Source organism: Streptomyces sp. M-16 (assembly GCF_052114405.1).
Classification (GTDB): domain Bacteria; phylum Actinomycetota; class Actinomycetes; order Streptomycetales; family Streptomycetaceae; genus Streptomyces.
Map to the genome: position 1 here is coordinate 85,359 of NZ_JBFRER010000005.1, position 26,929 is coordinate 112,287.

Annotated in this window: 19 protein-coding genes; 9 read left to right on the forward strand and 10 right to left on the reverse strand. The window is 71.3% G+C overall.

The window, feature by feature from the left end; all coding sequences use genetic code 11:
* The first annotated feature begins 29 nt into the window (after positions 1–29).
* From AB4039_RS04145 to AB4039_RS04160, 4 genes are all read left to right on the forward strand, one after another.
* Positions 30–1,316 carry a HAMP domain-containing sensor histidine kinase gene (locus AB4039_RS04145; RefSeq protein ID WP_442269985.1) on the forward strand — a complete coding sequence of 429 codons (1,287 nt, stop codon included), beginning with the start codon at positions 30–32 and terminating at the stop codon, positions 1,314–1,316.
* Positions 1,317–1,775: 459 nt separating this feature from the next.
* On the forward strand, positions 1,776–2,987 hold the full coding sequence (locus AB4039_RS04150; protein ID WP_442269986.1) for a COG4705 family protein: 1,212 nt from the start codon (positions 1,776–1,778) through the stop codon (positions 2,985–2,987).
* A gap of 237 nt (positions 2,988–3,224) precedes the next feature.
* Positions 3,225–3,356, forward strand: a complete 132-nt coding sequence (locus tag AB4039_RS04155) for a hypothetical protein (protein ID WP_442269987.1) — start codon at positions 3,225–3,227, stop codon at positions 3,354–3,356.
* The gene (locus AB4039_RS04160) at positions 3,353–4,903 is read left to right on the forward strand and encodes an ATP-binding cassette domain-containing protein (RefSeq protein ID WP_442269988.1); all 1,551 of its coding nucleotides are present in this window, start codon (positions 3,353–3,355) and stop codon (positions 4,901–4,903) included. Before AB4039_RS04155 ends, AB4039_RS04160 begins: the two co-directional genes overlap by 4 nt.
* Before the next feature lie 72 nt (positions 4,904–4,975).
* Here the strand turns inward: AB4039_RS04160 and AB4039_RS04165 are convergent, their stop codons facing one another.
* The 6 genes from AB4039_RS04165 to AB4039_RS04190 form a co-directional block, all read right to left on the reverse strand.
* Positions 4,976–5,155, reverse strand: a complete 180-nt coding sequence (locus AB4039_RS04165) for a hypothetical protein (protein WP_442269989.1) — start codon at positions 5,153–5,155, stop codon at positions 4,976–4,978.
* Positions 5,156–5,469: 314 nt separating this feature from the next.
* Positions 5,470–6,831 (reverse strand): sensor histidine kinase, encoded by a 1,362-nt coding sequence (locus AB4039_RS04170; protein WP_442269990.1) that lies wholly within the window; start codon positions 6,829–6,831, stop codon positions 5,470–5,472.
* Positions 6,828–7,490, reverse strand: a complete 663-nt coding sequence (locus tag AB4039_RS04175; RefSeq protein ID WP_442269991.1) for a response regulator transcription factor — start codon at positions 7,488–7,490, stop codon at positions 6,828–6,830. The genes AB4039_RS04170 and AB4039_RS04175 overlap by 4 nt, the downstream gene beginning before the upstream one ends.
* 378 nt (positions 7,491–7,868) lie before the next feature.
* Positions 7,869–8,474 (reverse strand): phosphatase PAP2 family protein, encoded by a 606-nt coding sequence (locus AB4039_RS04180; RefSeq protein ID WP_442269992.1) that lies wholly within the window; start codon positions 8,472–8,474, stop codon positions 7,869–7,871.
* Positions 8,471–9,136: a DedA family protein gene (locus AB4039_RS04185; protein ID WP_266844266.1), complete on the reverse strand. Its 666-nt coding sequence runs from the start codon at positions 9,134–9,136 to the stop codon at positions 8,471–8,473. The genes AB4039_RS04180 and AB4039_RS04185 overlap by 4 nt, the downstream gene beginning before the upstream one ends.
* A 357-nt stretch (positions 9,137–9,493) precedes the next feature.
* Positions 9,494–10,354: a COG4705 family protein gene (locus tag AB4039_RS04190; protein WP_442269993.1), complete on the reverse strand. Its 861-nt coding sequence runs from the start codon at positions 10,352–10,354 to the stop codon at positions 9,494–9,496.
* A 793-nt stretch (positions 10,355–11,147) separates the two neighbouring features.
* Here AB4039_RS04190 and AB4039_RS04195 point away from each other — a divergent pair.
* A complete protein-coding gene (locus AB4039_RS04195) occupies positions 11,148–12,509 on the forward strand; it encodes an erythromycin esterase family protein (RefSeq protein WP_266844263.1) in 1,362 nt (453 codons plus the stop codon).
* Between the two features lie 67 nt (positions 12,510–12,576).
* On the opposite strand, the gene AB4039_RS04200 is transcribed toward AB4039_RS04195, so the two are convergent.
* A complete protein-coding gene (locus tag AB4039_RS04200) occupies positions 12,577–17,469 on the reverse strand; it encodes a CHAT domain-containing protein (RefSeq protein WP_442269994.1) in 4,893 nt (1,630 codons plus the stop codon).
* A 120-nt stretch (positions 17,470–17,589) separates the two neighbouring features.
* On the opposite strand from AB4039_RS04200, the gene AB4039_RS04205 reads away from it, so the two are divergent.
* Both AB4039_RS04205 and AB4039_RS04210 read left to right on the forward strand, forming a co-directional pair.
* A complete protein-coding gene (locus AB4039_RS04205) occupies positions 17,590–17,964 on the forward strand; it encodes a hypothetical protein (protein WP_442269995.1) in 375 nt (124 codons plus the stop codon).
* The gene (locus AB4039_RS04210) at positions 17,961–18,893 is read left to right on the forward strand and encodes a hypothetical protein (protein ID WP_442269996.1); all 933 of its coding nucleotides are present in this window, start codon (positions 17,961–17,963) and stop codon (positions 18,891–18,893) included. Before AB4039_RS04205 ends, AB4039_RS04210 begins: the two co-directional genes overlap by 4 nt.
* Positions 18,894–18,926: 33 nt before the next feature.
* Here the strand turns inward: AB4039_RS04210 and AB4039_RS04215 are convergent, their stop codons facing one another.
* Entirely contained in the window at positions 18,927–20,381 is a 1,455-nt protein-coding gene (locus tag AB4039_RS04215; RefSeq protein ID WP_442269997.1) for a serine hydrolase domain-containing protein, read from the reverse strand.
* Between the two features lie 1,139 nt (positions 20,382–21,520).
* On the opposite strand from AB4039_RS04215, the gene AB4039_RS04220 reads away from it, so the two are divergent.
* Positions 21,521–21,643, forward strand: coding sequence for a hypothetical protein (locus tag AB4039_RS04220; RefSeq protein ID WP_266844255.1), 123 nt, complete (start codon positions 21,521–21,523; stop codon positions 21,641–21,643).
* Positions 21,644–21,664: 21 nt separating this feature from the next.
* Here AB4039_RS04220 and AB4039_RS04225 read toward each other — a convergent pair whose 3' ends face one another.
* A complete protein-coding gene (locus AB4039_RS04225) occupies positions 21,665–22,165 on the reverse strand; it encodes a thioredoxin family protein (protein ID WP_266844253.1) in 501 nt (166 codons plus the stop codon).
* Positions 22,166–22,398: 233 nt separating this feature from the next.
* Between AB4039_RS04225 and AB4039_RS04230 the strand changes: the two genes are divergently transcribed.
* Positions 22,399–23,043 carry a dihydrofolate reductase family protein gene (locus tag AB4039_RS04230; protein WP_266844251.1) on the forward strand — a complete coding sequence of 215 codons (645 nt, stop codon included), beginning with the start codon at positions 22,399–22,401 and terminating at the stop codon, positions 23,041–23,043.
* Positions 23,044–23,554: 511 nt separating this feature from the next.
* Here the strand turns inward: AB4039_RS04230 and AB4039_RS04235 are convergent.
* Complete coding sequence (locus AB4039_RS04235; protein ID WP_442269998.1) at positions 23,555–25,759, reverse strand: SpoIIE family protein phosphatase; 2,205 nt, start codon at positions 25,757–25,759, stop codon at positions 23,555–23,557.
* Between the last annotated feature and the right edge of the window lie 1,170 nt (positions 25,760–26,929).

The window sequence follows — 26,929 nt, forward strand, 5'->3', positions numbered from 1 at the left end:
AGGCGCCCGCCGCCCTCATGATGGGCGCCATGAGAGCACGCGTGGTCCGCGTGGCCCTGGTGGCCGCGACGGTGGCCCTGGTCCTGCTTGCCGTCCCGCTGGCGGTGGCCGTTCGCTACGCATTCTTCGCCGACGAACGCGGGGAGCTGGAACGTGACGCCATGGCAGCCGTCGTCCAGGTGGGCCCCGATTTCTCCGCGGGGGACCCGGTGGAACTCCCGAGCGCCCAGCCCGGAGAGGCACTCGCCCTCTACGACACCGCAGCCAGGCTCCGATCAGGCTCCGGGCCGGCCACCGGAGGAGGTGCGGTGCACCGCGCTCTCGCCGGGAGCGTGGCCCAGAGCCAGTCGGACGGACAACTCGTCGTCGCGGTACCTGTCTCCAGCGGTGAGCGGGTCATCGGGGCGATCCGCGCTTCGACCGGTTCCCGCACGGTGTGGACGCGGGTCTTGTGGGGCTGGGCCGCACTTCTGGCGTTGTGCCTGTTGGCGCTCGGCGCGGCCGTTGTCGTCGCCCGCAAACAGGCGGCCGCCCTTGCCGCGCCCCTGGAGGCCCTGGCACGAACCTCGCTCGCCATCGCCGACGGAGACCTGACCGCGCGGGCGGGACACAGCACGATCGCGGAGATCGACGAAGTGGCCCGCGCCCACAACGCCATGGTCACCCATCTGGCACGGCTCCTCGAACACGAACGGCACTTCACCGCCAACGCCTCGCACCAGCTGCGCACCCCTCTGACCGGATTGCAGCTCGGCCTGGAAGCAGCCCTGGCCGACCCGGAGGCGGACCCTCGTGCCGCGCTCGCCGAGGCGGCCGAACGCTCCCGGCACCTGGATCACACCATCGACGAGGTCCTGCGTCTCGCCAGGGCGGGCATCGGCAGGCTCCCGCTCGTCGCGAACCAGCCGGCGGGGGAGCTGCTGGAAGCAGCCGATCGACGCTGGCACGGCGTGTTCGCCGGCGAAGGCCGCCGCCTGACCACGGTCTGGGAACCAGAGGCAGGCCGACTGCCCGTTCCCGGGCGCACGGTCGACCAGATCCTCGACGTCCTCCTGGACAACGCCCACCATCACGGCCAGGGAACCGTCACGCTGACCCTGCGCGATCTCGGGACCGCTCTCGCGCTGGATGTCGCCGATGAGGGAACAATGCCCCTGGACTCTCGGACGATCTTCGAGCGCGGTATCGGCGACGGTTCGGGCATCGGATTGGCGCTGGCACGACAGCTTGCCGGAGCGGCCGAAGGGCGACTCGCGCTGGCTTCGACCGCTCCGACCCGGTTCACGCTCCTGCTGCCGCTGCACGAAGAGGGGTGACCCGCCGGGGGGAGTCGGGGACGAGCACAGACTCAGCTGCGGATCACCTTTTTCTTTCGGCCCGCGGTGGGTGTGGGGTGTCCGGAGGGGGTGGGGTCGAGGATTTCGCCGGCCCGACCGGAGACAAGGACGACCGCAAGCCCTCGCTCGGTTCGTAGCCGGGCCGGCAGGGTCATCATGAGCCCGCCCACCGGCAGCACGGGATCTCGTCGCGCAGGGCCGGGGTCGAGGCCGGCGGTGGGCTCGTCCTCCGCCGACTCCGCGCACCGTCGAGTACGGCGACCGGTACGTCGCTGTCGTCGTGCCCGGCCAGGTGGTCAGGATGCGTTCAGGTTCCCGATGGCACAGTCGGGCCGCATGACCTACGAAACGTCCGAGAGTCCCACGGTTCCAGGGACAGGTGCCCAGCCAGGTGACCAGCGGCGAACCGGCGAGAGCGTACGGACGCCTGGCAGGCAGATGCTGAACAAGGTTCCCGAGGTGACGATCTGGTTCTGGATCATCAAGATCCTGTGCACCACGGTCGGCGAAAGCTTCGCCGACTGGATCAACATGAACCTCGGTGTCGGCCTGGTCAACACCGCGTTGATCTTCACCGGTGCCCTGGCAGCCGTCCTGGCCTGGCAGCTGAGCGCCGCCCGCTACATCCCGTTCGTGTACTGGCTCACCGTCGTGGTGGTGAGTGTGACCGGCACGCTCTACACCGACATCCTCACCGACAGCCAGGGAGTGCCGCTCGCCCTGAGCAGTACCGCCTTCGCCGGCGTCCTCGCCGTGGTCTTCGGCGTCTGGTACGTGCGAGAGCGGACCCTGTCGGTCCACAGCATCACCACCCGGCCCCGTGAACTCTTCTACTGGCTCGCGGTCCTGGTCACCTTCGCCCTCGGCACCGCCACCGGAGACTGGACCCTGGAGCTGACCGGCTGGACCGCGGGCGTCTCCGTGCTCCTGCCGCTCGGCCTGATCGTCGCGATCATCGTCGGATGGCGCCTCGGCGCCAATGCCGTGCTCTCCTTCTGGCTGGCTTACATCCTCACCCGCCCGCTCGGCGCCAACCTCGGCGACTGGTTCGGATCGCCCGGCGGCGACGGCGGTCTGGGCCTCGGCACCGCACTGACCAGTGTGATCTTCCTGGTCGCCATCCTCGCCACGGTCGTGTACCTCACGCTCAGCCGAAGCGACGTCATCGCGGCCCAGGACCCGACCGGTAGCCCACGGGCGCTGAACCGGGCAACGGCTCGTGAGCGGGGCATGCTCGCGTACTACGCCGTCGTAGCGGTCGCAGCCGCTGCGCTCCTCGTCTGGGCGCACCAACAGCCGCACGCCACCCCGACCGGCGAAGAGGACACGCCCGCGCCGGTGACCAGCCAGATCACCCCGCAGGAGGCGACGTCACCGTTCCCTGCGGCCGAGATCGCGAAGTTCCGCACCATCACGGCCGACACCCTGGCGAAAGTGAACGCGGGTGATCAGCGAGCCGCCACCAGTCGAGTCAAGGACCTGGAGACCGCCTGGGACGACGACCAGTCCACCCTTGAGCCCAAGAGCGAGAAGGCGTGGAACTTCCTCGACGGTCAGATCGATCAGGTACTGAAGGCACTGCGCGCCCCGCACCCAGACAAGGCCGGCGAGGTCAACGCACTCAACACGCTTCTGACCTCGCTCGGCTGACCAGACGACAGATGGCGGACCGCCCCAGCACATCCTCATGTGCCGGGGCGGTCGGCGAGCTGGTGGAGTGTGCCGCGCCCGCGCGCACATGCGCCGGGGTTCCCGTGGCAGGCCAGAGGGGTGTGATCTGGCGCTTTACCGTCCTCTCACCATGGCCGTGCCGGGCGCTAACCAGCCATTGCCTAGCGTCGGAGGGGACCCGTGGTTCCGTTCAGTCTCCCGAAAGGCGCCATGATCATGCGACCCACCCCCGCCCAGACCCGCGCGCACTCCGGAAAGCGGCGAGCCGCCCTCCCCTTCGACACCCCCGGAGTCATCGGGACCGCCTGCCGGGTCGACCAGGCAGGCCGTCGAGAGGCCCTGCCGTGACCACCGCGGACACCCTGCTTCTGCGCTGCCAGGAGGCCGCCCGCACCTACGGCCACGGTCCGGAAGCCGTGGTCGCCGTGAACAGCGCGACCTGCCAGGTCCACGTCGGCGACCGGATAGCCATCACGGGCCCTTCGGGCTCCGGGAAGTCCACCCTGCTGCATCTGATGGCAGACGTCGAACAACCCACGGCCGGCGAGATCACCTGGCCGGGGTTGCCCCGGATACCCGCGCACGGACAGGTCGGAGTCGTGGTCCAGGAACCCGCCCTGGTTCCCGCGCTGAACGTGGCGGAGAACGCCGCGCTGCCCCTGGTACTGGCCGGTGTTCCCCGGGAACGGGCGCACATACGGGCCCTGCACTGCCTCTCCGTGGTGGCCGCCACCGACCTGGCCCACAAAATGCCCACCGAGCTCTCCGGCGGCCAGACCGAGCACGTGGCCATCGCCCGCACCCTGGCCACGTCCCCCCGACTGATCCTGGCGGACGATCCCACCGGCCACCTGGACCGCGCCACCGGCCGACGGGTCATCGACATGCTCCTCGCAGCCGCGGACGAGGCGGGAGCCGCCCTGGTGGTGACCACCCACGACCCGGCCGTCGCCGGAAGACTCCGAAAGCGGTGGGCGATGCACGAAGGGCGGCTGCACCTTTCGCCCCGCCCGCTGCCCCCGGCCAAGGCGGCGGCAAAGCCTTCCGCGCCCGGTTTGCCCGAAGAGGCCGACACCGCCCAGTACGTCGTGCGGAAGCTTCCGGAGGTCACCCTGGCTTTCTGGATCATGAAGATCGCCGCCACCACCCTGGGCGAGACGGCGGGAGACCTGTTCGCGCAGACCCTGCGCCTGGGCTACTTCCTCACCACCATCGCCCTGTTCCTCATGTTCGTGGTGACCCTGCTGGTACAGCTGCGGGCCAAGCACTACAACCCGTTCTTCTACTGGCCCGTCATCGTCTCCACCAGCATGGTCGGCACCACCGTGTCGGACTTCATGAACCGCGACGCCAGCTCCAGGTACTTGGCGAAGGGCGCCACCACGCTGGGATGGGGCCCACAGGGCCTGGGGCTCGGATACCCGGCCGGTGCGGCCATCCTCATCTCGCTGCTCATCGCGATCTTCGTCGCCTGGAACTTCACCGGCCAGACCTTCGTCATCCGCGACATCGTGACCTTCCGCGGCGAGGCACTGTTCTGGTCCGCGATCCTCGTCTCGAACACCCTGGGCACGTCCATGGGCGACTTCCTCTCCGACAGCTCCGGACTCGGCTACGCGGGCAGCGCCCTGCTGATCACCGGGATTCTCCTCGTCCTCGTCACCCTCATCCGCGTGCCCGCCGTCCCCAACGTCGTCCTCTTCTGGATCGCCTTCGTCCTCACCCGCCCCCTGGGTGCCACCGCGGGCGACTTCCTCACCAAGCCCACCGCCAAGGGCGGCCTTGACCTGGGCACCGCCGGCTCCTCGGCCGTGCTCCTGACGATCCTCTTCGCCTTCATGGCCTACGGCCACTTCCGGGCCCGGGCGCGCGGCGGAGAGGCACACGGCGCGTGACCACCGGCGCGCCGCAGGTCACGTGCTCGGCCCTCTTTGCCTGGCAGACAGACTCACGGTCCCGGCCGTGACCTACCCGACGGACTTCTCCGCCCACCGCTCCGGGTGGCACGCGGTATCGACCTGCACCTGGCCGCGCACGAGGTACCAGCCGTGGCGCAGGTACGCGGACCCGTCACCGATCCGCGGTTCCGTCCGCCGCGCGACGGCGAACGGGCAGCGGCTGGCTGCATCGCCCAGGGAACCGTCCATCCCGTGCAGAACCTCGCTCTCTGCGTCGAGTCGGCAGCGATGATCGCCTTGTTCGTCCCGGGCCCGCGCACGTCTCGGAGACGGAGCCGGCGTGCTGGGGCGGAGATCTGGCGCCGGTTCAGCACCGTTGCCATGGTCTGCGTCGGCGCCGTCCTGCTCTCAGGCCTGTGGCTCAGCTCATTACCGGCTCCGCACGGACCGGGGCGGGCAGCGCGAAGGCCGGATCGTCCGGCAGCCTGTTCGACGCGGGAGCGACCATGGCCCTCGCCCCCGCAGTTTCCCTGTATGCCACGGCCAAGGCCTCCGAGGAGAGGTCAGCCGCTGGGCAGGGTGACCACGAAGCGGGCGCCGTCACCGTACGCCGCGTCGTGGGCGACGTCGCCGTCGGCGGAGCGGGCCAGGCGTCGTGCGAGCGACAGTCCCAGACCCGCTCCGGCGTGCCCGTCACCGGGATCGGCCCGCCGCCCGGGCTGGAAGAGCTCGGTGCCGAAGGCCGCGGGGACACCCGGTCCGTCATCGGTGACCTCGATGTGGATGGACGCCCCGTCCAGCCAAGCGGTGACACTGACACGGGAGTGCGCGTAGCGCAGGGCGTTGTCCATCAGAGGGCTGACCGCCCGTTCCACGATCGCCCCCGGCGCTGCTGCCATCAGGTGTTCCGCCGCGGGCGCGACCCGGAGTTCGACCGGCGGCGGTGGGCTGCTCCGGTCGGCCAAGGAGGCCAGGACGGCGTGGACGTCGGCCGGGCCCCGATGGGTCGCGGCCGCTCCTCGGGCTTCGTCCAGGAGGGTGTCGCAGATCGTCCCCATGGACGTTGCCGCGTCGTCGATCACCGCGTGGGCGCTCCGGGTCTCCTCCGGCGAACGGGGGCGGCTGCGCCACCAGTCGAGTTCGGCGACGATCCGGGCGAGGGGATTGCGTAGTTCGTGGGACAGCTCTCGGGTCAGTTGCTGCTCGTGGCGCATACCGGCCCGGATCTTGTCGAGGAGCGTGTCCAGCGACGCCGCGAGTGCGGCGAGTTCGGCGGGGCGCGCCGTGGTGCCGAACCGGTCGTCGCCGTCCTGCGTGCTCCATGCGGCGGCCTGCTCGGTCATGGCCTGAACGGGGCGCAGCGCGCGGCGTACCGCGAGGCGGGTCAGGGCGTAGGTGAGGACGAGCATGGCGGCGCCCAGGGCCAGGGTGGCGTGGAGCACGGTGTCCGCGGAGGTCCGGTAGGGGACAAGGCTGACGGCGGCGACCACCGTGGCGGGGGCCTGTCCAGGGACGGGCAGGGCGCACAGGCGGACCGGGTCGCGGTCGCCGGCGGTGACGCAGTGAGGGCGGCGGCCGGCGGCGAGGGTGTCGGCGATCTGGCTGAGCGGTCCGTCATCGGCTGCGGTGGGAGGGGCCTCGAGCCGCTCCGTGCCTGCGTAGATCCACACGTCGGAGTCCAGGGCGTCGTCGTTGGGGACTTCGACGACGCGGGCCTGTCGGCCGGTGGTGTCCACGGTCGAGGCCACCGCGCCGGCCCGGGTGTGCAGATGGTCGTCCGCCCGCTGGTCCAGCTGGTGGCGCACGATGGCGTTGGAGGCCAGGATCAGGACGGCCATCAGCAGTGCCGCTATGGAGACGGCGATCAGTGAGAGCCGGCTGCGCAGCGTCAGCGGCCGACGCCCGGCGGGGATGTGTGCCGTCATGTGAAGCGGTGTCCGATTCCCCGGCTGGTGGTGATCGTCCGTTCGCTGCCGACGGCGCGGAGCTTGCGGCGCAGGCGGCTCAGGTACTGGTCGAGGGTGTTGTCGCTGACCTGTGCTCCCTCGGGCCAGCCCGCCCGGAGGAGTTCGCGGCGGGAGACAAGAGCACCGGCTGCGGAGAGGAGTACGGCGAGCAGTCGGAACTCGGTCGGTGTGAGGTCGACGGGTCCGCCGGCCGCGGTGCAGGTGAACCGTGCCGGGTCGAGGACGATGTCGCCCTGAGCCGCCGTCGGCGGCGGGCCGGCCCTCCTGATGGCGGCTCGCAGTCTGGCCGCCAGCTCGGTGAGGTGGAAGGGCTTGGCCAGGTAGTCGTCCCCGCCGGCGGAGAAGCCGGAGAGGCGGTCGGTGAGGTGGTGGTGGGCGGTCAGAAAGATCACCGGTGCGCTGAAACCCGAGGCCCGCAGGGCCTGGCAGACGTCCCTGCCGTCGGCGTCGGGCAGGCCGACGTCCAGTACGACGGCGTCGAAGGGGTCACGGGCCAGCCGCATGGCGGCGGCGCCGTCCGGCGCGGGCACCGGGTCGAAGCCCTCTTCACGCAACCCTCTCAGGATCACGTTCCGCAAAGGATGGTCGTCCTCGACCACGAGGATGCGGCGGTTCACCTCACTCCTCCTCTCGGACTGAGGTCGGAGCCGATCGCAGGTAGGCCCGGACAACGAGGGAAACCCACGACGACGGCGAGGCGGAAGCGCCCCTGCCACCAAGGGCCAGCGCGGCGAGAACCAGGGCTGCGGTCATCGCCCTGGTGGTGGCGTGACCTGGGGGGAAGGACCAGCCCGGGGCGGGTGCGGACCGGTCGCCGACCGGCGGGCGGTGCGCCACGGACCAGCGGTGCCGGCTCGCATCGCCCGGCAGGAGGAGGCCCGGGGCTCGGCTCACCCAGAGGGTGAGTGCGGACAGGAGGACGAAGGCGGCCACGGCCAGCCGGCCGGCCCGGCGGGCAGTGGCCGGGCCGGTGGGGCCGGAGATGCGGGGGTGGCTCACGGGGCGGTCAGCAGCGGGCGCAGCCGGCCGTGGCAGAGTCGGTCGGCCAGTACGCCCTGCCTGCGCCGGACTGCTCGTGCACAGAGAACGGCTACCAGGGCGCCGAGCGCGAATCCGGCGAGGACGTCGTGGGGGTAGTGCACGCCGACCCAGACCCGGGAGGCCGCCATCAGCACCGCCGCCCCCAGGGCCACGAGGCCCAGGCGCCGCGAGACGAACAGCAGGGCGACCGCGGCGGCGGACGCGATGGCGGCATGGTTGCTGGGGAACGACCAGTCCCCAGGGGCGGGGCAGGCCTCCAGTACGGCCACGTGCAGGCTCTGGCAGGGCCGGTCCTCGCGGACCACGAGCTTGAGCAGCAGATCGACGCCGAAGCCCGCGAGCGTGATCAGCGGTACGGCCAGCGCGGTGACGGCCGACGGTGATCCAGTGCGGCGGGCCCGCCACCACGCCACCAGCATCAGCACGGCGAACAGCGCCAGACCATAGAGGGACCAGGCGGAAATGACGTCGTCGAGCCAGCCCGGGGTCCGGTGGGCGAGGTCGGTGACGTCGGTGTAGGCGTTGCCGTCGACGCCGGATCCGTCGTAGCCGCGGGTCATTGTGCCGTTCCGTTCCGCTGCTTGCCGCTCCGCTGGGAGCGGAGGAGTTCGATCGCCACGGGCAGCAGTGAGACCGCGACGACCAGGCCCACGATCGGCAGGAGGTACGTGTCGACGCTGGGGATCGACGAACCGAGGGCGTAGCCGGCCAGGACCAGCCCCACCGTCCACAGCAGGCCGCCCGCGACCTGCCAGAAGGTGAAGACACGGGCCGGAATGTTCAAGACCCCCGCGAGGGGATTCAGGACCGTGCGGACCACCGGTACGAACCGGGCCAGCACGATCGCCTTGGCGTGCCCGTACTTCGCCAGGAGCTCCTCAGCCCGTGCGGCACCCTCGTGGAGCTTCTTGGAGCTGCTGCGGGCCAGCAGGGCGGGGCCCGCCCTGCGGCCGATGAGGTAACCGCACTGGGCGCCGGCCAGAGCGCCGACCACGGAGGCGGCCAACACCGCCGGCAGGGACAGGGCCACGCTCTTGTCAGCCGCGCCGGCGCAGAGCAGACCTGCGGTGAACAGGAGCGAGTCGCCGGGCAGGAAGAAGCCGACCAGGAGCCCGGTCTCGGCGAACATCACCACCGCGATCCCGATCACGCCGAACGTCGCGAGCAGCGAATGGGCATCGAGGAGGTTCACCGCGAGCGCGGCGGAAGCGGGCGTGGCCATGGACGGGATCGGCCTCTCTTACTGGTTCGGACAAAGGGGGGATAGCCCGGAGGACCCCTCAGTGACTACAGGCAAGTAGACAGTCTGCTGAACTGTAGACGATGGAGTGGGTGACGACGATCGACTCCGCCCTGCGAGCTGGCGCAGCCTGCAGGTCGGGCCCGCCCGGGTGGCACCGGGCGGCCGGCTTTGCACCGCACCCACCAGGAGTGGGAGGAGCAGCCCCGAACGGGTGGGACGGCGCGCGGCCGAGGGTTGACGCGCATCCGCTCCGGCCGCGCCGACGGGCGAGGGCGGCAACCATCGGCCCGCGGCGTGGCTGCCCGGCTGCGCAGACGAGTGCGGCGCGCCGTTCGCCTATCGTGCGCTCGCCCGTCGTTCCTGGACCATTGCGTACGCCATCAGCCCGAAGAGCACGGCGAGGAGTACCGCGGAGGAGCCCGCCGTGCCGAGGTCCAGGCCACCCTTGGCCGTCGGCTTGGTGAGGAAGTCGCCCGCCGTGGCGCCCAGCGGGCGGGTCAGGACGAACGCGATCCAGAACAGGAGCACGTTCGGCACGGTTGGCACCTTCATCAGCGCCGCGAGCACGGCGATCGCGCCGGTCACGAGGACGGCGCCGCCGGCGTAGCCGAGTCCCGAGCTGTCGGAAAGGAAGTCGCCCAGGGAGGTGCCCAGGGTGTTGGAGACGAGGATCGCCGCCCAGAAAAGCGCTTCGCCCTTGAGGGTGACGATGTCGCGGATCTGGAACGTCATCCCGCTCCGCTTCCAGGCGATGAAGATCCCCAGGAGGATCGAGATCAGGATCGCCGCTCCGGCGGGGTAGCCCAGGCCGAGGCCCTGCGGACCCCAGCCGAGCTTCTCCGCGCCGCTCGCGAGGTACTTCGAGCTGGCATCGCGATTCGCGAAGTCGGACATCGTGGTGCCCGCCGTGCTCGTCGACAGGATGACTGTCCAGTAGAAGAACGGGTTGTAGCTGCTGGACCGGAGCTGGACCACCAGCGTCACCACGAAGATCAGGAACAGCGCGTTCGTGGTGAGGAAGTAGCCGAGCTTCAGGGTCTGCGCGAAGAGGTCGCCCGCGGTCTCGCCGAGGGTGGTGGCGGCGATCTTCATGATCCAGAAGGCTGGCGTCACCTCGGGCAGCTTCTTCATCACCGACTTGGTCGTACTCGGCGTGCCCGGCACGCCGGGGTCGGTGAGGACCTCCGAGTTCTGCAACCCAACGTCTCCTGTCGATCGAACGACATGGGGCCCATCCTGAAAGCCGGACGGGTGGCATGTGAATGACTCTGCCGCCAGGGGGGCAACGTCTCCGACCGTGGCACGTTGAGCCTGAACGCATCCTGAACGCGACGGGACCTCCCGGGCTGCCCCAGCGACCTGGCCAACGCCGGGTTGGTCCCTCTCGCAGGCCTCGCCGGAGTCCTGCGCGAAGTGGAGGTGGGCGATGAGGACTACGCGGGGGCGCAGGAGCGGGACGCCGGCGCGTCCGGCCATCAGGCGTTTCTGCAGCTTGAGATCGGTGACGGCCCTCGTTGACCCCGGAGTTGTATGCGGTGGCTATTCCCTGGGCGACGGCGTGCCGGTGCGGCCCACGTTTCACTTGTACGCCGACAGCGGGTCAGCCCGCCCCTGAATCCGCCCTCCAGCCGAGACAGGACCAGGACCCGGGTCCCGGGCCGGTAGACGAGCAGGCCCATGGCCCCATGCGGCTTCTCATCCCACGCTCGGACGATCTCCGCGAAATCCGATGATTCGCTGTAAGGGCACTGTCCGAGATCGATCCGAACGGAAGTCCCCGTGATTCGTGCTCGGACCGGATTCTCCACGAGACATCCATGGAGATCCTCCCTCTGGGTGCTGCTGGGAATCGGACGGGTGTCGGTGGGCCAGGCGCTGATGAACCGGGTCACCGGAAGGGGCCTGCGGCTGCCTCAGCGGGCGGCCATGGGATCGCGAGCATTGAATTTCTCAAGGATTCACACACAAGTTGATCGAAGGGCAAGAACGCATGGCTATGCACACGAAGACCATCAGTCGCCGGTGGCTGATGGCGACGGTGGCGATTGCGGCGGGGGCGGCCCTTACCCCGGTGGTGGTCCATGCGGCCACCGTCAACGAGGTCCCCACGGCCGGTGGGAAGCAGAACCCGATACGCGGACTGGAGCAGGCGGCCCACCCGCTGCGGGCGACCGAGCCCGGCGGAAACACGGCCGACCTGCGAGCCCTGTCCGGGATGATCGGTGACACCAAGGTGGTCGGCCTCGGCGAGGCCACCCACGGCTCCCACGAGTTCTTCACCATGAAAGAGCGGGTCTTTCGCCACCTCGTCGAAGAGAAGGGCTTCACCACCTTCGCCCTGGAGCTGAGCTGGTCCGCGGGACTCCAGATCGACGACTACCTCCAGACCGGTAAGGGCGATGCCCGCAAGATCGCCGCACAGACGCTGGCCAACTCTCCCTGGGAACGCGAGGAATTCGTAAGTCTCATCGAGTGGATGCGCGACTACAACAGCAACCACCCCGACCGCCCCGTGCACTTCATGGGAGACGACATCGGCGCCCCCTCGTTGAACGACGCGTTCTTCGCACGCGTGACCGGCTACGTGGAGAAGAACCACCCCGAGGCGCTCCCGCGGCTGAACGAGCTCTACGCCGGCCTGCGGCCCATCGACGACGTCTTCGCCTACCTGGCCAAGCCGCTCGAAGAGCGGCAGCAGCTCGCCGCCAAGGCACAGCAGGGCCTGGAACTGGTCAGCAGCCAGAAGGGCTCCGGCACGGACGCCTTCGACTGGGCGGAGCAGAACGCCCGCTCGATCGCCCAGACCGCCAAATTCCTCACCTTGAACCCCGCCGACCGGGAGTCCCTGAACAGCCTTCAGCGGTTCCGCGATGAGGTGATGGCGCAAAACGTCGCATGGTGGCAGAAGCGCACCGGCGACAAGATCCTGGTGTCGGCGCACAACAACCACGTCGGCTACGTCTCCGACAACCCCGAGCTCTACTCGAAGACGCAGGGGTCATTCCTGCGGGACACCATGGGCAAGAACTACCTGCCCATCGGCTTCACCTTCAACCAGGGCTCGTTCCTGTCGAAGGACGCCGCCCTCGGCGGCGACTGGAAGAAATTCACCGTGGGCGCCGCCGAGCCCGGCAGGAACGAGCACACCCTCGACCAGGTCCGCTACCAGGATTTCTACCTCGACCTCCGCAAGGCCCCCGCCGCCGCGCGCGCCTGGCTGAACGTCGCCCGGCCCACCCTCAACATCGGCACGCAGTTCCCCGAGAAGCCCCGCGACGTCGCGATCGCCAAGTCCTTCGACCTCCTCATCCACCTCCACGAAATCCGGGAGGCCGACAAGCTGAAGCCGTGACGAACCCGCCGAGTTGGTCGAGAACCCGTCCGGAACCTCGCCCGCCCGACCTGGGACCGGCACTCGCTCAGCGCCCCGTGTACGTGAAGCCCGCCCAGAAGTACGGGTGTGCGTAGGGCCTCGTCCCCAGCCACAGCAACCGGGGGACGGTCTCCGAAGGGCCGGGGCCCACCGTGTCCGGGAAACGTTCCCGAAGCTCCTGGTTCGTGCTGTCCCTCAACCACAACTGCGCCTGGCGCAGTGCCTCCGACGGCTCCGTGTCCTCCTCCCAGTACCCGTAGAAGGCCGCCATGAGCAGGTTGGTCGCCTCGTCCGGGACCTGCCACTGGGACGCGACGACGCCGGCGGCGCCGATGACCAGGAACGCCGAGGACAGATTGACCGACTCGTACGACGACTCGATCCCCGATACGTTGGTGGAGCAGGCCGAGAGCACGGACAGTCTGGCATCGATCCGGGTGTCCATGAGGGTGCCGATCCTGAGGCGTTCTCCGCCGGACAGGCGCAGTGAGCTGTCCAGCGGGCGGAAGAGGGACACGTCTCCGTGGCAGGCGAAGTGGAGCACGTCGCACGCGGGCAGGTGCTCCAGCGTGCGGGCCGCGGTGGCCTCGCCGCCCCGGAGACGGACGTGGTCGGGGAAGCGCCGGAGCGCGGCGGCCATCTCGGCATCGGTGCGCAGCGACGCCGCGCCCGGTTCCGGATCGTCGACGGCGAGGAGCCGCGTGGGCAGCCGCGAGGCCCGGCCCCGCTGCCCGCGGGCGCGGTGGGCGGCTTGGGACAGTGTTCGGGCATTGGGCGCGTAGGTGACGCGCATCAGGTCCAGCGCGTACGTGTCGTCCGGCGCGGCCCGCAGGTTCGCGGACGCCCGCGCCGCGTGGAAGGGCAGGAAGGACAGTGACCCCGCGGGGACGAGCGTGATGGCCCGGTGGCCGGCCATGGCCAACAGCACCGGCCTCATCACGGCCGTCCAGAGGGCGGCCGTGATGACGCTGATGGCGGGCAGGACAGCCGGCCCCTTCGCGCTGAGCAGATGCGCCGCGAGGAGGTCGGCCTTGTCGCGCTCCAGGGGCAGCTCGACATGACCGGGGCGGTCCTTGCCCCGCTCGATGGTGAGGGCCAGCCCGCCCCAGGGCGTGGCGAGCAGGTACACGAGGGGCTGCGCCTCGGCCGCGGCGTAGATGTCCTGCAGGCCCGGCGGTTTGAGGAAGTCGCCGAATCCGTCGACCTCGCGGATCTCGTCGATGAGGCTCTTCAGGGCCTCGTGCCGCCTTTTGAGCGGTTCCGCCCACTGGCCGGCCGCGGCCGGGGCGCCGGCCCGGCGCACGCCCCCGTTCGAAGGATCGAGGAGCGTCGCGAGCTCCGCGATGGCATGGGTGTGGTCGTGGTAGCGGCGGACGAGATCGCCGCGTCCGGCGTCCTGGAGCCCGCCCAGGTCGGCCGGTTCGCGTTCCAGGGCATCGGACAGCATCGCCGCCAGTCCGCGCTCGACGATGACGGCCGCCGCCGCCGTGTCGCCGAGCTGCGCGTACGCGTACCCGCCCAGGCAGCTGAGCCAGCCCAGCTCGGCGACGACGGCCTCCATGTGGACGCGCACCAACTGGGTCCGTACGGAGGTCTCGTGGTGGGCCAGTCCGAGCTCGGCCGCCTCGACCGCTTCGGCCCACGCACCGCGGTCACCGGCCCACCGGGCCCAGATCCCGGCCCCCCGTCGGAGCGGGAAGCCCTGTTCGACCGCTAGCGTGCAGGCCGATCGCAGGGTCGCCGTCGCGCGGGCGGCGTCCTCCTCCGAACCGTCCCGGGCGTGCCTGAGCGTCAGCGCCTCGCCGAGGGTGGCCAGGTACAGGGGCAGCAGCGCCGAGGCCGCGCTCTCGTGGGCCACGCACCGTTCGATCAGGGGGACGGCTTGGTCGAGGACCTCCGGCGCGCGGGTCTGCTCGTACCGGCGCATCAGTACGGACGCCAGGTTGTGCAGGGGGCGTGTCCCGACCTGCGCGGTGGGGCGGCCGTCGACGGCATCGCGCAGTGAGGTGATCGCCTCGTCGAGCATGGCCGGATCGGGTGCCAGGTCGTCGAGTCGGAGCTGCGCGGTCGCCAGGTCGGCCGCGTGGCGCCACCGCAGGGCCGACTGCGGGTCGGTCGCCTCGTACAGTTCGCGGTGGAGGGAGACCGCTTCGCTGAGATCGCCGATGTCGTTGAGCCGGTGGCCCCGGTTCTCCAGGGCGATGGCGAGCTGCCTGACGAATTCGGGTTCGGTCCGTTCCCCGCATCCGGCCCTGAGGACGTCGATCGCCTGGTCGAAGTAGAAGAGTTCCCCCGTCGCGATCCCCAGTGTGTAGAGCGCGGTGCCGTACTGCTGGACGAGTTCCGGATCCGGAGGATTCCCGGTCGCCAGTTCCTGGAGGATCGCTGCCGAGCGGTGCAGAGCGTCCACGTCACCGGTCGCCTCGTAGAGCACGCCGAGGGTGAGCCCGTGGACCTGGGTCGCCAGGGCCGCGTCCTCCCCGTCGAGCCCGGCGTCGAGTGTCGCCTCGAGGATCTGCACGGCTTTGTGCACGAGGGCGGCCTGCCCGGTGTGCTCGAAAAGGCGGACGAGCAGGATGGCCGTGCGGCAGCGGCTCCTGGTCGTGGCGCCGTCGATCTCCATGAGCCTGCGGTTGATGAGCGCGTGTACGCGGCGTGCGGGGAGGGCGTCGGCTCCCGCGGCGTAGCCGTCTTCCAGGAGCGTCTCGCACAGCCGGTACACGACGTGCTCATGGAGCTCGCTGCCGCCGGGAGCGAGCTCGGCCGCCTCGCCGAGCAGGGCGACGGCAGCCGCCGTGTCCCCGACGTTGCGCCGGTCCAGAAGCAGTCCGGAGAGTTTGTAGACGGCTGTCAGCCGATGTGCCGGGCCGCAGGCGTCGACCACTTCGCGGCTCAGTGCGATGGCCCGGTCGAGGGAGTTCCGCTCGCGGGTCAGGTCGTAATGGAGTTCGAGCACCTGGCTCACCCTGCCGCGGACCTGGGAGCGCTCGCTCGGGCCCAGTTGCCGCGCCGCGGCGAGGTGCCGGACCGAGGCTTCCGCGAGGGCGAGGGCACGCTCGAAATCCTCGGCCCTCGTCTCGACACTCGCGCCGGCGCGGTACGCGAGGGCCTCCGCCAGCAGGCTGTGGATCAGTGCCTGTCCGTCGGGAGCCGCGTCCTGCGCGAATTCGAGGGCGTCCAGCAGCTTGACCGCCTCGTCGGCATCCGCCAGGGAAACGCTGCCCGTACGGTACGTGAGCAGCGCGGCGGCGAGGTTGTGGGGCAGCAGACCCATGAACCGGGGCCGGCAGCGCTGCCACAGGTCCCGCATCTCCACGATGATCCGCCGGCGGAGCTCGTGCGGGAGATCAAGTCCACCGATGTTCGTCGCCTCGGCGGCCAGCACCAGGGCCCGGGCCCTGAATTCCTCGGAGGCACCATGCCATCGGGGATCATCCAGGAGCGCGGCGGCCGCCCGTGCGGCGCTCTCGGCGCGCGTACCGGTGGCACGGTGGCTTTCGATCGCATCCGTCAGGGCCAGGCACCGTACGGCGAGTTCGTCGTCCGCCATGCCCGCGATGCCGGACCTCTCGGCGAAGGCCGAGTCGATGCCGGTCTCCAGGCACCTTTCCACGAGCCGCTGATGCTGGCGCCATGCATACGCGTTGCCGTCGTGCCCCTCCGCCTCGGCCTTCGCCGCGTTCCGGGCGAGGGCCTCCGCGATGGCCCGCGTGTTCTCCGGGTGGGCCAGCAACAGGGCCCGCGCATCGGTCCACGTCTCCGTGCCGCACAGCTGGTGTGCGAGTCGCTCGGCGAGCTGCCCGGGCTCGGGCACTTCCGGGTGCGTCTCGTCGGACGGCCGGGTCGGCACCACGCCACGGTCCAGATCGGCCAGACAGGCGCGGGCCATCTCCGCCACCCGGGGCACGGGAGAGGCCAGGCAGATCTCCCAGTGGCGCCGCGCCTCCCGGCGCCGCCCAAGGTGGGCAACTGCCGAGCCGAGATCGAACCGTGCGCGCCAGGAATGCTCGGGGTGACCCGTGGCGAGGGCCTCCTCAAGGGCGTGCTCGGCCTCTTCCAAGTGCCCGGCTGCGAGGAACAGTTCACCGATGTTGGTCAGGGCCCGCGCCTGCTGGTCGGGATCGGGCATGGCCACGGCCGTACGGTAGGCGGCGAGCGCGTCGTCGTCCCTGCCGAGCTCGGCGAACATCAGACCGAGATTGACCGCCGAGTCGGCCAGGCCCTCGGCGATCGCGATCCGGAAGGCCGCCTCGGCGGATTCCGGCTCGCCGGCCCTCTTGAGCAGATTGCCCAGGTTGTTCGCGGCCCACGTCCTTGCGGTGCGGGGCCCTTCCTCGACCGCCTGCCAGTACGCCCGTTCCGCTCCCTCCCGATCACCCCGTTTGGCGAGGAGCACGGCCAGGTTGAAGGCCGCCTGACCGCCCGCAGTACCCTCCTGGCGAGCCGCGAACGACAGCAACTCGACGGCCCGGTGCGGATCGTGGTGCTCCACCACCATCGCGAGCGCCTGGGCGGCGAAGCCCGATTCCCGGGTGCCGGAGGCCACCGCGCGTTCCAGGGCCGAGACCGCCGCCGCGTCGTCACCCAGGGCCTGGTGCGCGGACCCGAGGTAGATGTCGACGACGGTCCGCTCCTGCGGGTCGCCCAGGGAGCGCGCGCGGTCGAGCACCCGGACCGCCTGCTCGACCTCACCCCGGTAGAGGTGGAGCAGGCCCATGTTGGTCCACTGCCGTGCGGTCAGCGCATCCAGGGCGGCACCGGGCTCGAGCCCGCAGGCCAGCCGGACCGCCGCGGCCAGGTCGTAACGGTCGAGGAGCAAGGTGTGGCCGGCGACGAACCCGTCGACGTCGTACGGACCCTGTACCAGCATCTCTGCGAGTACCGCGGCGACGGCCGCGGGCTCGTACTGCACCGGCACGCGACGGCTGGGAGCGTTCAAGGTTCCCCCCGGTGGACGACCCCGCATACGACGTCGTCATTGTCCCTCAACCCCACTTGTCCGAAACGGGATTGTGGTAGGAATGTCCGGGGGTGGGTGAGTGTGAGTGAAGATCTCCTGATGACCGCCAGGACAGTCCGCGGATACCTCAAGGAACTCCTCGGAGCCGACCAAGCCGGCCGAACGGACCAGCTCCTCGACTCGCTGCTGGTCCGGGCCGCGCGGGGCGAAGACGTCGACGAGGAGCTCGCGACCGCCTTCTCGGCCGACGCGACACTGCGCGCCTTCGCGTCGGCCGTTCTCGCCGATCCGGAGCACCGCCCGCCCCGCGTCCGAGAGGTGCGGCTCTCCGGCGACGGCGAGATCGTCGACGTCGACCGGTTCCACTGCCCCGGGGGCGACCTCATCTGGTACCGCTTCGAGGTCGGGGAAGAGATCCCCGAATGCCCCAGTCACGGTCGGCGGCTGACGCGCTCGCAAGCCGGCCCCGCGTGATCGGCAAGTTCTGGGAGTCGGTCGGCGGCAAACTCGCCGACCGGTGGGCGGGTGCGGCCGGACCGGCCCTGGTGTTCTGGGCGGGCGGGCTGCTCGCCTGGCTGCTCGCACACGGAGGCTGGCACCGGCTCTCCGACCTCGGCACCTGGCTCCAGCGCCAGTCCGCCGCGGGTCAGATCGCGGCGCTCCTCGCCCTGCTCGTCGGGGTCGCCACGAGCAGCGTGGTGGTGGGCTGGGCGGTCGAGGGCACGCTGCGGCTGATCGAGGGGTATCTGCCCCGGCCGGTCGCCTTCCTGCGGCCGCTGCTGCTGTGGGGGACCAGGCGATCGGCACGACGCGTCCTCACCGAGCTCCATGAGCTCGCGGACGAGGTCGCGGAAGGGCGGGCCACGCCGGAGCAGCGGGCCCGCTTCCAGCACCTGGACCGCCGGCGCCGGGACTGGCCCAGCCGGCCGGACCGCTACATGCCGACCCGGGTGGGCAACATCCTCCGCGCCGGGGAGAGCCGTCCGGTGGACAAGTACGGCCTGGACCCGGTGGCGGTCTGGCCCCACATGTGGCTGCTCCTCCCCGGCCAGGCGAGGGCGGACCTCATCGCGGCCCGGACGGCCCTGGACGGCGCGGTCGCCGGTTTCCTGTGGGGCCTGCTGTTCTCGGCCTTCACCGTCTGGACCCCGTGGGCCCTGCCGGTCAGCCTCGCGGTCGTCACGAGCACCTGCCTCATCCTCCTCCCCGCCCGGGCCCGTACCTTCGCGGACCTGGTCGAGGCGGCCATCGACCTGTACCGGATCGACCTGTACGAGCAGCTCCGATGGCCGCTGCCCGCCGACCCCGTGGCGGAGAGGGCGAGCGGGCGCCTCCTGACGAAGTACCTGGTGCGCGGGCTCGATGCCCCGGCCCCGGCCTTCACGCCCCCGAGCGCCCCCTGAACGGAACGGCCACCCCGGTGCGCGTTCGTCGTGCTAAGCGATCTTGGGGCCGCAGCGCATGCCGATGTAGACGCAGCCGGTGCCGTCGGGCAGCGTGGAGAAGACCACGGGCATGTAGTCCTCGCTGAACGCCGCGCCCACCCCCGTACCGGCGAAGACCGTCTCCGTCACCGGCAGCAGGTCGATCCGGAGCGGTTCGGAGAAGTCCTTCATGCCGTCGACGAATTCGTACACCGCGTGGCCCGCGCCGTCCCGCTTCGTCACGGTGATGACCACGCCCTCGCGTCGGTAGGTGCCGACCAGCGGCGCGAAGTCGACCACAGGCGGCTGGGCCGGCGGGGCGAAGGGCTCCGGCATGGTCACCCCGGCCAGTTCGGCGAGGAGTTCGCGGTAGAGCGCCGCGTACACCTCCCGCGCGCCGCCGCCGTTGGTGAGCAGCGCGACCGCGACGCCCGCCGACGGCACCACGCGCAGGTAGCCGTACTGCCCGATGGAGGCGCCGTCGTGCCCGTAGCCCTGGACGCCGTTCCAGTCGTACAGGGTCCAGCCCAGGCCCCAGCCGTCCGAGCTGACCGTCCACTTGTCGGGACAGTCCACCACCCGGCGCTGCATCAGCGCGACCGCCTGCTCGGAGAGGATGCGCGTGCCGTCCTCGGCCACGCCGCCGGCCAGGTGCATCCGGGCGAGCCGGGCGAGGTCCCCCGCGGTGGCGATGACCCTGCCGTAGGGGCCCGCCGAGCGCGGCATCATGTCCCATTCCGGTGCCGGGTCCGGGTCCTGGCCCGGCTCGCCCAAGTGCCCCATCGCCGCGCGGAACCGTAGCGCCTCCTCGGGCAGCGTCATGGTGTGCGTGAGGCCGAGGGGGGTCAGGAGCAGGTCCTTCAGCGCCTGGTCCCAGACCTTGCCGGTCACCACCTCGATGATCCGGCCGAGCACGTTGTAGCCGACGCTGCTGTAGGAGATCGCGGTGCCGGGCGGGCAGTCGAGCGCCACGCCCTTCGCCGCCTCGACGTACTTGGCGAGGCAGTCGTCACCGCGCCCGCTGTCGTGGGTGAAGTCGCAGGTGAGACCGCCGGTGTGGCTGAGCAGCTGACGTGTGGTGATCGCCCTGGTCGCCTCGGGGTCGGCGACCGAGAACTCCGGAAGTACGTCGACGACCGGGGCGTCCAGGTCCAGTTCACCCGATTCGGCGAGCTGCATGATCAGGGTGGCGGTGTAGACCTTGGCTATCGAGCCCATCTGGAAGACCGTGTCGGTCGTCGCCTCCACGCCCGTTCCGCGGTGCAGCACACCGCTGGCCAGTTCGTGGACGGTTCCGTCGACGAGGAGCGCGAGGGATGCGCCCGGGACGTGGTGCTTGGCGCGCAGGGCGTCGAGGCGCGCCTGCCAGTGGGCGGGGTCCAGGTTCCGCCCCGCGGAATCCCGGGAACCCCACGCGCCCGTGGCGTCCCAGTTGCCCTGCTCGTCCCAGCTCACGTTCTTCAGCATGCCTGCTCCCACCCGATGCGTACAATGTTCTCTCTGTGTGAACACTGTACGCATCGGGGACGGTGTACGCAAGAGGCGTACGCCGTATACGGCAGTCCTGCGTCCGACGCTTCCGCCGGCGACGCGGGCGCGGCGCCCCATGGTGATCGACTCCCGGCTCAAGCCCGTCTACGACGGCAAGACCGGGACCGTCTACGACGGGTGGGCGTTGACCTGCGCCACGCCGGCCTGGCCGACTCCTCGTAACGGTTCGCGATCCTCTCGGCCCGGCCGTCGGGCAGGTCTCCGCCGCGCGCCGCGGCTCGTGCGGTGATCTCTCCCGGCCCCGAATCCCCGTTGGCCAGTACGACCGCAGTGGCCGTCGGCCGACCCACCTGGTCGTAGCGGCGAAGCGCGGCCACGGTGTCGCGTTCCCGTGCCGGGCACCAGGCCGGCACACGGGCATCGACGACGGACTGCGAACCGCCGTTCATGCCCATCGGGAACCTCGGGTGTGCGGCGTCACCGAGCAGGGTGTCGCGTCCGGAACGATGACGTGGAACAGGCCCCGGTCCGGCACGGTCACCTCGGAACATTCCCGCAACTCCCACACGTCGGATGGCCCGTTGGGGCACGAAGAGCCTGTAAGTGCCCTACCGCTGCCGCCAGTCGTACGCGCGACACCGCCCAACGAGGGTCCGGCCGGGTACGAGGCCTGCGCACCGCCCGCAGCCGCCCGCACGGTCCGGCCAGATGTCGATCCGGCCGAAGCCGCACCCCGGCAGCGCCACACGCGGCCGGGTCCTGACGGCTCTGGTTGCCCTGCCGGCCTGTCGGGCCCGAAGCAGACCGGCTCGCCCGGTGGGCTCGTGGTCGGGGCCGGGGTGGTCGGCCGCTCGCCGGCGTTCGCGCTCGCGGCGACGAAAGTCTTCGGTCCGGGTGGTGCGGCCGGGGATGCCGGCGGGGCGACGGCGTCGGACGCCGCGGGGGTGATGCTCTGTGCGCTGGGCGAGGTCCCCGAGCACGCGGCGCGGTCCCGGGGCCGGCCGACTGCGGGCCGAGTTGGCGGTGGTGGCGGCACGGATGTGGCCGACGTGGCGGGAGCAGGTCCGCGCCCGCGCCGGAGCGGAGGCTCCCCGACGGGGACGGCTGCGGCACCGGTGCCCGACGGCTACGCCCCGCCCTCGGATTTCGCCCCGCTCGCCTATGAAGACAGCGGCCCGGCGCTGGTCACGCTCGCCGCCGCGCACCTGGCCCGCCACGACAGGGCCCGTCCATGGTGAGCGATTTCCGCGCGCCCGGCGTCAGCGCTGCCGGGCCGGTGCCAGGGCTGCTGCTCCGCCGACGTCGTAGGCGGCCCGGACGGCGTCGTTCAGCTTCGCGGGGGCGGCGTTCACGTACGACCCGAGCTCTTTTCCGTCCCGGAAGAGGTAATAGGCGGGTATCGACTCGACCGCCAGCGCCCGTGCCACGTCGGGCAGGTCGTCGGCGTCGAACCGGTAGAAGCCGGCTTCGGGGTACTTCTCGGCGAGTGCCGCGTATGCGGGCGCGGACGCCCTGCACGGCCCGCACCATTCGGCCCCAGCCGCGACCACCGTCAAGCGGCCGCCTTCGGCGAGCGCTTCGTCGAAGTCCTTCCGGCTGGTGAGGGTGGTGACCTCGCCGGCCAGCCGCAGACCGGAGGCGACTGCCCTGCCTCCTTGGTGCGAGGCCGCCTGCGCCGAGGCGGCCACCGGCGCGAGCAGCAAGCCGCAGGTCAGGGACGCGGCCACGATTCCCGCGGAAAGGCTTCGAACATACGACATGGCACAGGCTCCATCGAAGTGGGAATGCCCCGTCCGCCACCCTCTTTCCCTTCCACGATACCGAGACACGCCCGGCCCGCATCACGCCGCGGTCGCTGCCGCGCCTTGGGGCAGGCACCGGCGGGAAGGCCCGGCGGTGGGTCAAACGAAGTCGGTTGCGTCGCGGCGATGAGTTTGCGGGGGCCCGCTGGTCTATCTCTTGACGGAGACAATCCACTCACCAGGAGCAAGCCATGGGCCTCATCGACATCGAGATGTTCGCGACCCTCGACCTCGTCGGGCAGGCGCCCGGCGGCCCCGACGAGGACCCGGTGGGGTTCCCGTTCGGCGGCTGGCAGGCGCCCCTGCTGGACGAGGTCGCCGGGGCACAGGTCGATGCCGCGTACGAGGGCACGGACGCCCTTCTGCTCGGCCGGCGGACGTACGACATCTTCGCCGCCTACTGGCCCCACCAAGAGGGCGGTCAGGACAACGGGTTCGCCACGCTCTTCAACAGCGTCCCGAAGTACGTGGCCTCTCGCGGCAAGCCCGACCTCTCATGGGCCGGGTCCACGCAGCTCGGTCCGGACCTCGCCGACGCGGTGCGAGAGATCCGTGACCGGCACGAGCACGTGAAGGTCGTAGGGAGCCTGAACCTCGTGCAGACCCTCCTGCGCGAGAAGCTCTTCGACCGTCTCGACCTCTGGCTGCACCCGATCGTGCTCGGCGTCGGCAAGAAGGTGTTCGACGACGGCGCGGTGCCCACCAACGTCAGGCTCCTCGCACCCCCGGCAGCCAGCCCCAAGGGCACCGTCTATCTGCGCTACGGACTCGCCGGCGGCATTCCCGCGACGGGGGACATGAGCGCACCCGATCGCGGCCTCGGAAGCGACGACTGAGGCCACCGGGCCCGCGCCTGGTAGGCCTGTACCAGCAGGAAGCGGGTACCGGGACACCGGCCGCCCCGGCTGTGGCCTCGTCGGCTGTCCACGGCTGGACGCCTTCGCGTGCGGTCGGTTCGCCCGATGTCGTCAATCGGCTCTTGTGCATCGCTTGACGCCGTTGCCCGCGTCGCCCCTCGTCGCCTGGCTGGGCCTGAGGCCAAGGCGCCCCGAGCGGGCAGGGACTCTCCGGAGGAGACGACTCCCCTGGACGCCGCCCTATTTTCCCGAGGCGGGGGGCGAGTAGGCACCAAGCAGAGAGTGCGGTTTGGTGTCATGGCCACCGAGCCCACCGAACTGCCCGTCGGGCTCTCCCCGGAGGAAGTGATCCGGCCATGAGCGGCTACTGCAGCGTCGTACACGATCCGGAGGGACGACTCGGGCACGGACGCGCAACGCGGAGAACCGCTGGACTGCGCAATAGGGCGGCGAACCGGAGCCCCGGAGCCGGATGTACCCCCGGGCCCTGTCAGGTGTGCCGCCCCTCCTGGGCGTGGCGCAGCAGGAGCAGGGCGATGTCGTCGGTACGGGGGGCTCCGCCGCGGGCTTGGCCGATGAGGTCGTCCGCCAGCGTGCTCACCGGGTGGCGTGGGTGGGTCGCGGTGATGCGGGCGGCGACGGCCGCGATGCCATCTTCCAGGTCCTCGCCGGGAACCTCTACCAGCCCGTCGGTGTACAGGGCGAGCAGGGTGCCCGGCTCGAACGGGATCTCGACGGCTGTGTAGGAGGCGTCCGCGTCGATGCCGAGGAGCAGTCCGGGCGGCAGGTGCAGCATCTTCGCCGGGGCGCCGGCATGGCGCAGCAGCGGGGGCGGGTGGCCTGCGGTGGCGAGGTGGGCGGTGCGGGCCGCGAGGTCGATGTGGGCGTACACGCAGCTGGTGAACAGGCCGGGTTCGAGGTCGGTCAGGAGGCGGTTGGTGCGGGCGAGGACCTCCGCCGGATGTGCTCCGGCGGAGGCGTGGACGGCTGTGCGGACCTGGCCCATGAGGGCGGCGGCGTTCACGTTGTGGCCTTGGACGTCGCCGACGGCGGCGGCGACGGTGGTGTCGTCGATCCGGATGAGGTCGTAGAAGTCGCCCCCGATGTCGAGCCCGTGCGCCGCCGGCAGGTAGCGGGCGGCCACTTCGAGGTGCGGGACGCCGGGCAGGGCGCGCGGCAGCAGGCCGGTCTGCAGACTGTGGGCGAGCTGGTGGGTGGAGTCGTAGAGGCGGGCGCGGTCCAGGGCCTGGGCGATGAGTCCGGCGAGGGAGGTCAGGATCGCCCGTTCACCGGGGACGAACGGATGGGGACGGGCGTAGGCCAGGATCAGGGTGCCGATGGGCCGTCCGGACGCGGTGAGGGGCAGGAAGGCCCACGCCGCCATGTCGTCCCCGATCACGACGTTCGGGAAGGCGGCCGCGAGTTCGCCGGCGTTCGCGAAGAACAGGGGCTCACCCGTGCGCAGGCCATGGGTGCTGGCCGTGTGGACGCCGAGCGGGATGCCGTCGTAGCGGGCCATGAGCTCGGCCGTGTAGCCGCGGAAGCCGACGATGCGCAGGCGCTGCTCCTCGGCCACCATGAGGGCCAGGGCCTGGGCGCCGAGCGCGGGGACGAGCATATCGGCGGCCTGGTCGACGACGTCGCGGGCGTGGACGGCCTCCGTGAGGGCGGCCGCCAGGTGCATGAGCTGGTAGAGGGCGGTGGCCCGGCTCGGTGAGGGCTCCGCGGGGACGGCCGTCGGCGCGGTGGGCGGCGGGACGGGCTCGTCGGCGGTGACCGGGGTGATGCGGACGCTGATCCCGGTGTCGTCCGGGTAGAGGTCGAAGCGGAGGTAGCGGCCGATCGGGGGCGCGGCGGTGAAGCTGCGGGGCAGCCGGCTGATCGCTGCGGCCCGGTAGTGGTCTTCGATGACGGGGGTGTCCATCCAGGGCAGTGCTTCCCAGGGCAGGGCTCCGCGGAGCCGGGAGACGGGTGCGCCCAGCATCTCGGCCGCCTCGGCGGTGATGAAGGTGATGGTGCCGTTCAGATCGAGTGCGCAGTTGCCTCCGGGCAGCCGGCGGATGAAGGCCATGGCGGCGGCCGCCTCGGCCGGTCCGGGCGTGGGAGGGGGAAGCGGTCTCAGCATGACCGGGTGCGCCGGCGGACGGACGGGGTGTCCGGCGTCGGCGGCCCGGCGCAGGTGGTTCGCGAGACGGCCGCAGGCCGAGTCCACGGCGTCGCGTTCCCGGGCGGTCAGGTAGGGCGCGTGGGAGCCGGGCCACATGAGGACGAGACCGGCCCCCGTGGGCTCCGCCGCCTCGGGCACCGGGTCGGGGATGAGCGGGGCGGCGGCGAGGGCGAAGTCGTACGGGAGGACGAGGCCGAGGCGCGGGTAGCGCCGGGCAGTCTCCTCCTGGCCGCCCAGCCAGACGAACCGTCCTTCGCGGACCGCGTCGGCCACCGGGAAGGCATCTTCCAGGATGACCCGGGACCAGGGCAGCGCGAACTCACGGGCCAGGCCGAGGGCCATTGCCAGATGCAGGACGCGCCGGGTGGGGTCGGGCAGGTAGAGCATGCCGATGGACGCCCCCGCAGTCGCGCAGACCTGGATCAGGGCCTCGCCGAGTGCTCGCTGACCGGCCCCTTCGATGCCCTCGGTGGGTCCGGAGGGCTCGGGCGGCTCGGCCCCCTGGTCGCGCCCTGGAAGGTTTCGCACCCGTCCATGATCCCCCCACACCCCGCCCGTGCTTCGTCACCGGCCCGCCCCGGCGAGCCCGCGCCTGCCCGCCTCCGGCCACCGCGGCGGCGTAGGTACTGTTCCTCCAGCGACGGGCGCGGCCCACAACCCACCGGCAGGAAAGTCGAAACGGTGCATCTACCGACGCAGCGACCTCCTCCGTGCCGCCGTAGCGGCCCCGCTCCGCGCGACCACAGGAGGCGCCCCACGACCTTCCGACCCGTCCGGGTATGACTCCGAAACCGGTGAACGGTACCCCCGTTTCGCCATCGCCCACGTCCCGTCCTCCGGCGGCGAGCTGATGGCCTACACGGCCTGCGGCTGACGTCGACCACAACGGATTCGCAGGCGTGGCGCCCGCCCCGGGCGCCATCGTGCCCTCCGCGGCCCCTCGTACCCCACCGGCGCCCGTCGGGGCCGCCGCCCGACCCGGCGCGGGACACGGCGGGCGCGGGAGCACGAGCGGCGCCTGGAAGCCGCCCGGCACGCCGACGCCGGAGCCGACGCCGAACGGGATCGGGCCCGGGCAGAACTGGCTGGGCGCCATCATCACCCGGCCACGGTCTCCGCGCCCTGCGCCGGGAGCTCCTGGGCTGAACGGCCGGCCCCTCCCGGGCCTCAGCCACCGTCTTCCGTGCGATGACCAGCCGGCCCGCGCCCCTGGGCCGGGCGAACGCCTGCAAAGCGGGCGCTGCGGGCAGCTCTCTCGCCGTCAGTGCCACGAGTGCTGTCCTCAGCTCTCTTACATCCCCCAACCCCCTTGAGCATGCCGGGCCGCCCCCGCCCGGGTAGGTGGTGCTTGCTCGTCAGGTGCGGTTCAGGGACAGGTCGAGACGGGCGACGGTCCTCGTCTGGTCGGTGACGCTGACGGTGACGTGGGCGTCAGTGAAACCGGGCGGACTTGAGCCGGTCGCGGACGAGGGGCGCGCAGGGCGGGGCGGTAGGAGTCGAGGTGGCCCTTGCGCAGGGCGAAGGACCACCGTCGGTTGAAGGTGCCCGTGGTCCCCCCGCAGGTGGATCTGCGACGGCAGGTCGACGGCTGCCGGCTGCAGCGCGAAGAGCCCCAGGCTGCTGCGGTCCGGTATGAGGCCGGCCAGGCCCGCGGGTCCGGCCCGTTGGCACGGATCGGTGGTGGCTGCGGCCGGGGTG

Excerpts from the sequence above, each read along its gene's own strand:
- AB4039_RS04145 (WP_442269985.1), top strand. The coding sequence starts at position 30 with ATGAGAGCACGCGTGGTCCGCGTGGCCCTGGTGGCCGCGACGGTGGCC.
- AB4039_RS04150 (WP_442269986.1), top strand. The coding sequence starts at position 1,776 with ATGCTGAACAAGGTTCCCGAGGTGACGATCTGGTTCTGGATCATCAAG.
- AB4039_RS04155 (WP_442269987.1), top strand. The coding sequence starts at position 3,225 with ATGCGACCCACCCCCGCCCAGACCCGCGCGCACTCCGGAAAGCGGCGA.
- AB4039_RS04165 (WP_442269989.1), bottom strand. The coding sequence starts at position 5,155 with ATGGACGGTTCCCTGGGCGATGCAGCCAGCCGCTGCCCGTTCGCCGTC.
- AB4039_RS04170 (WP_442269990.1), bottom strand. The coding sequence starts at position 6,831 with ATGACGGCACACATCCCCGCCGGGCGTCGGCCGCTGACGCTGCGCAGC.
- AB4039_RS04180 (WP_442269992.1), bottom strand. The coding sequence starts at position 8,474 with ATGACCCGCGGCTACGACGGATCCGGCGTCGACGGCAACGCCTACACC.
- AB4039_RS04185 (WP_266844266.1), bottom strand. The coding sequence starts at position 9,136 with ATGGCCACGCCCGCTTCCGCCGCGCTCGCGGTGAACCTCCTCGATGCC.
- AB4039_RS04195 (WP_266844263.1), top strand. The coding sequence starts at position 11,148 with ATGGCTATGCACACGAAGACCATCAGTCGCCGGTGGCTGATGGCGACG.
- AB4039_RS04205 (WP_442269995.1), top strand. The coding sequence starts at position 17,590 with ATGACCGCCAGGACAGTCCGCGGATACCTCAAGGAACTCCTCGGAGCC.
- AB4039_RS04215 (WP_442269997.1), bottom strand. The coding sequence starts at position 20,381 with ATGCTGAAGAACGTGAGCTGGGACGAGCAGGGCAACTGGGACGCCACG.
- AB4039_RS04225 (WP_266844253.1), bottom strand. The coding sequence starts at position 22,165 with ATGTCGTATGTTCGAAGCCTTTCCGCGGGAATCGTGGCCGCGTCCCTG.
- AB4039_RS04230 (WP_266844251.1), top strand. The coding sequence starts at position 22,399 with ATGGGCCTCATCGACATCGAGATGTTCGCGACCCTCGACCTCGTCGGG.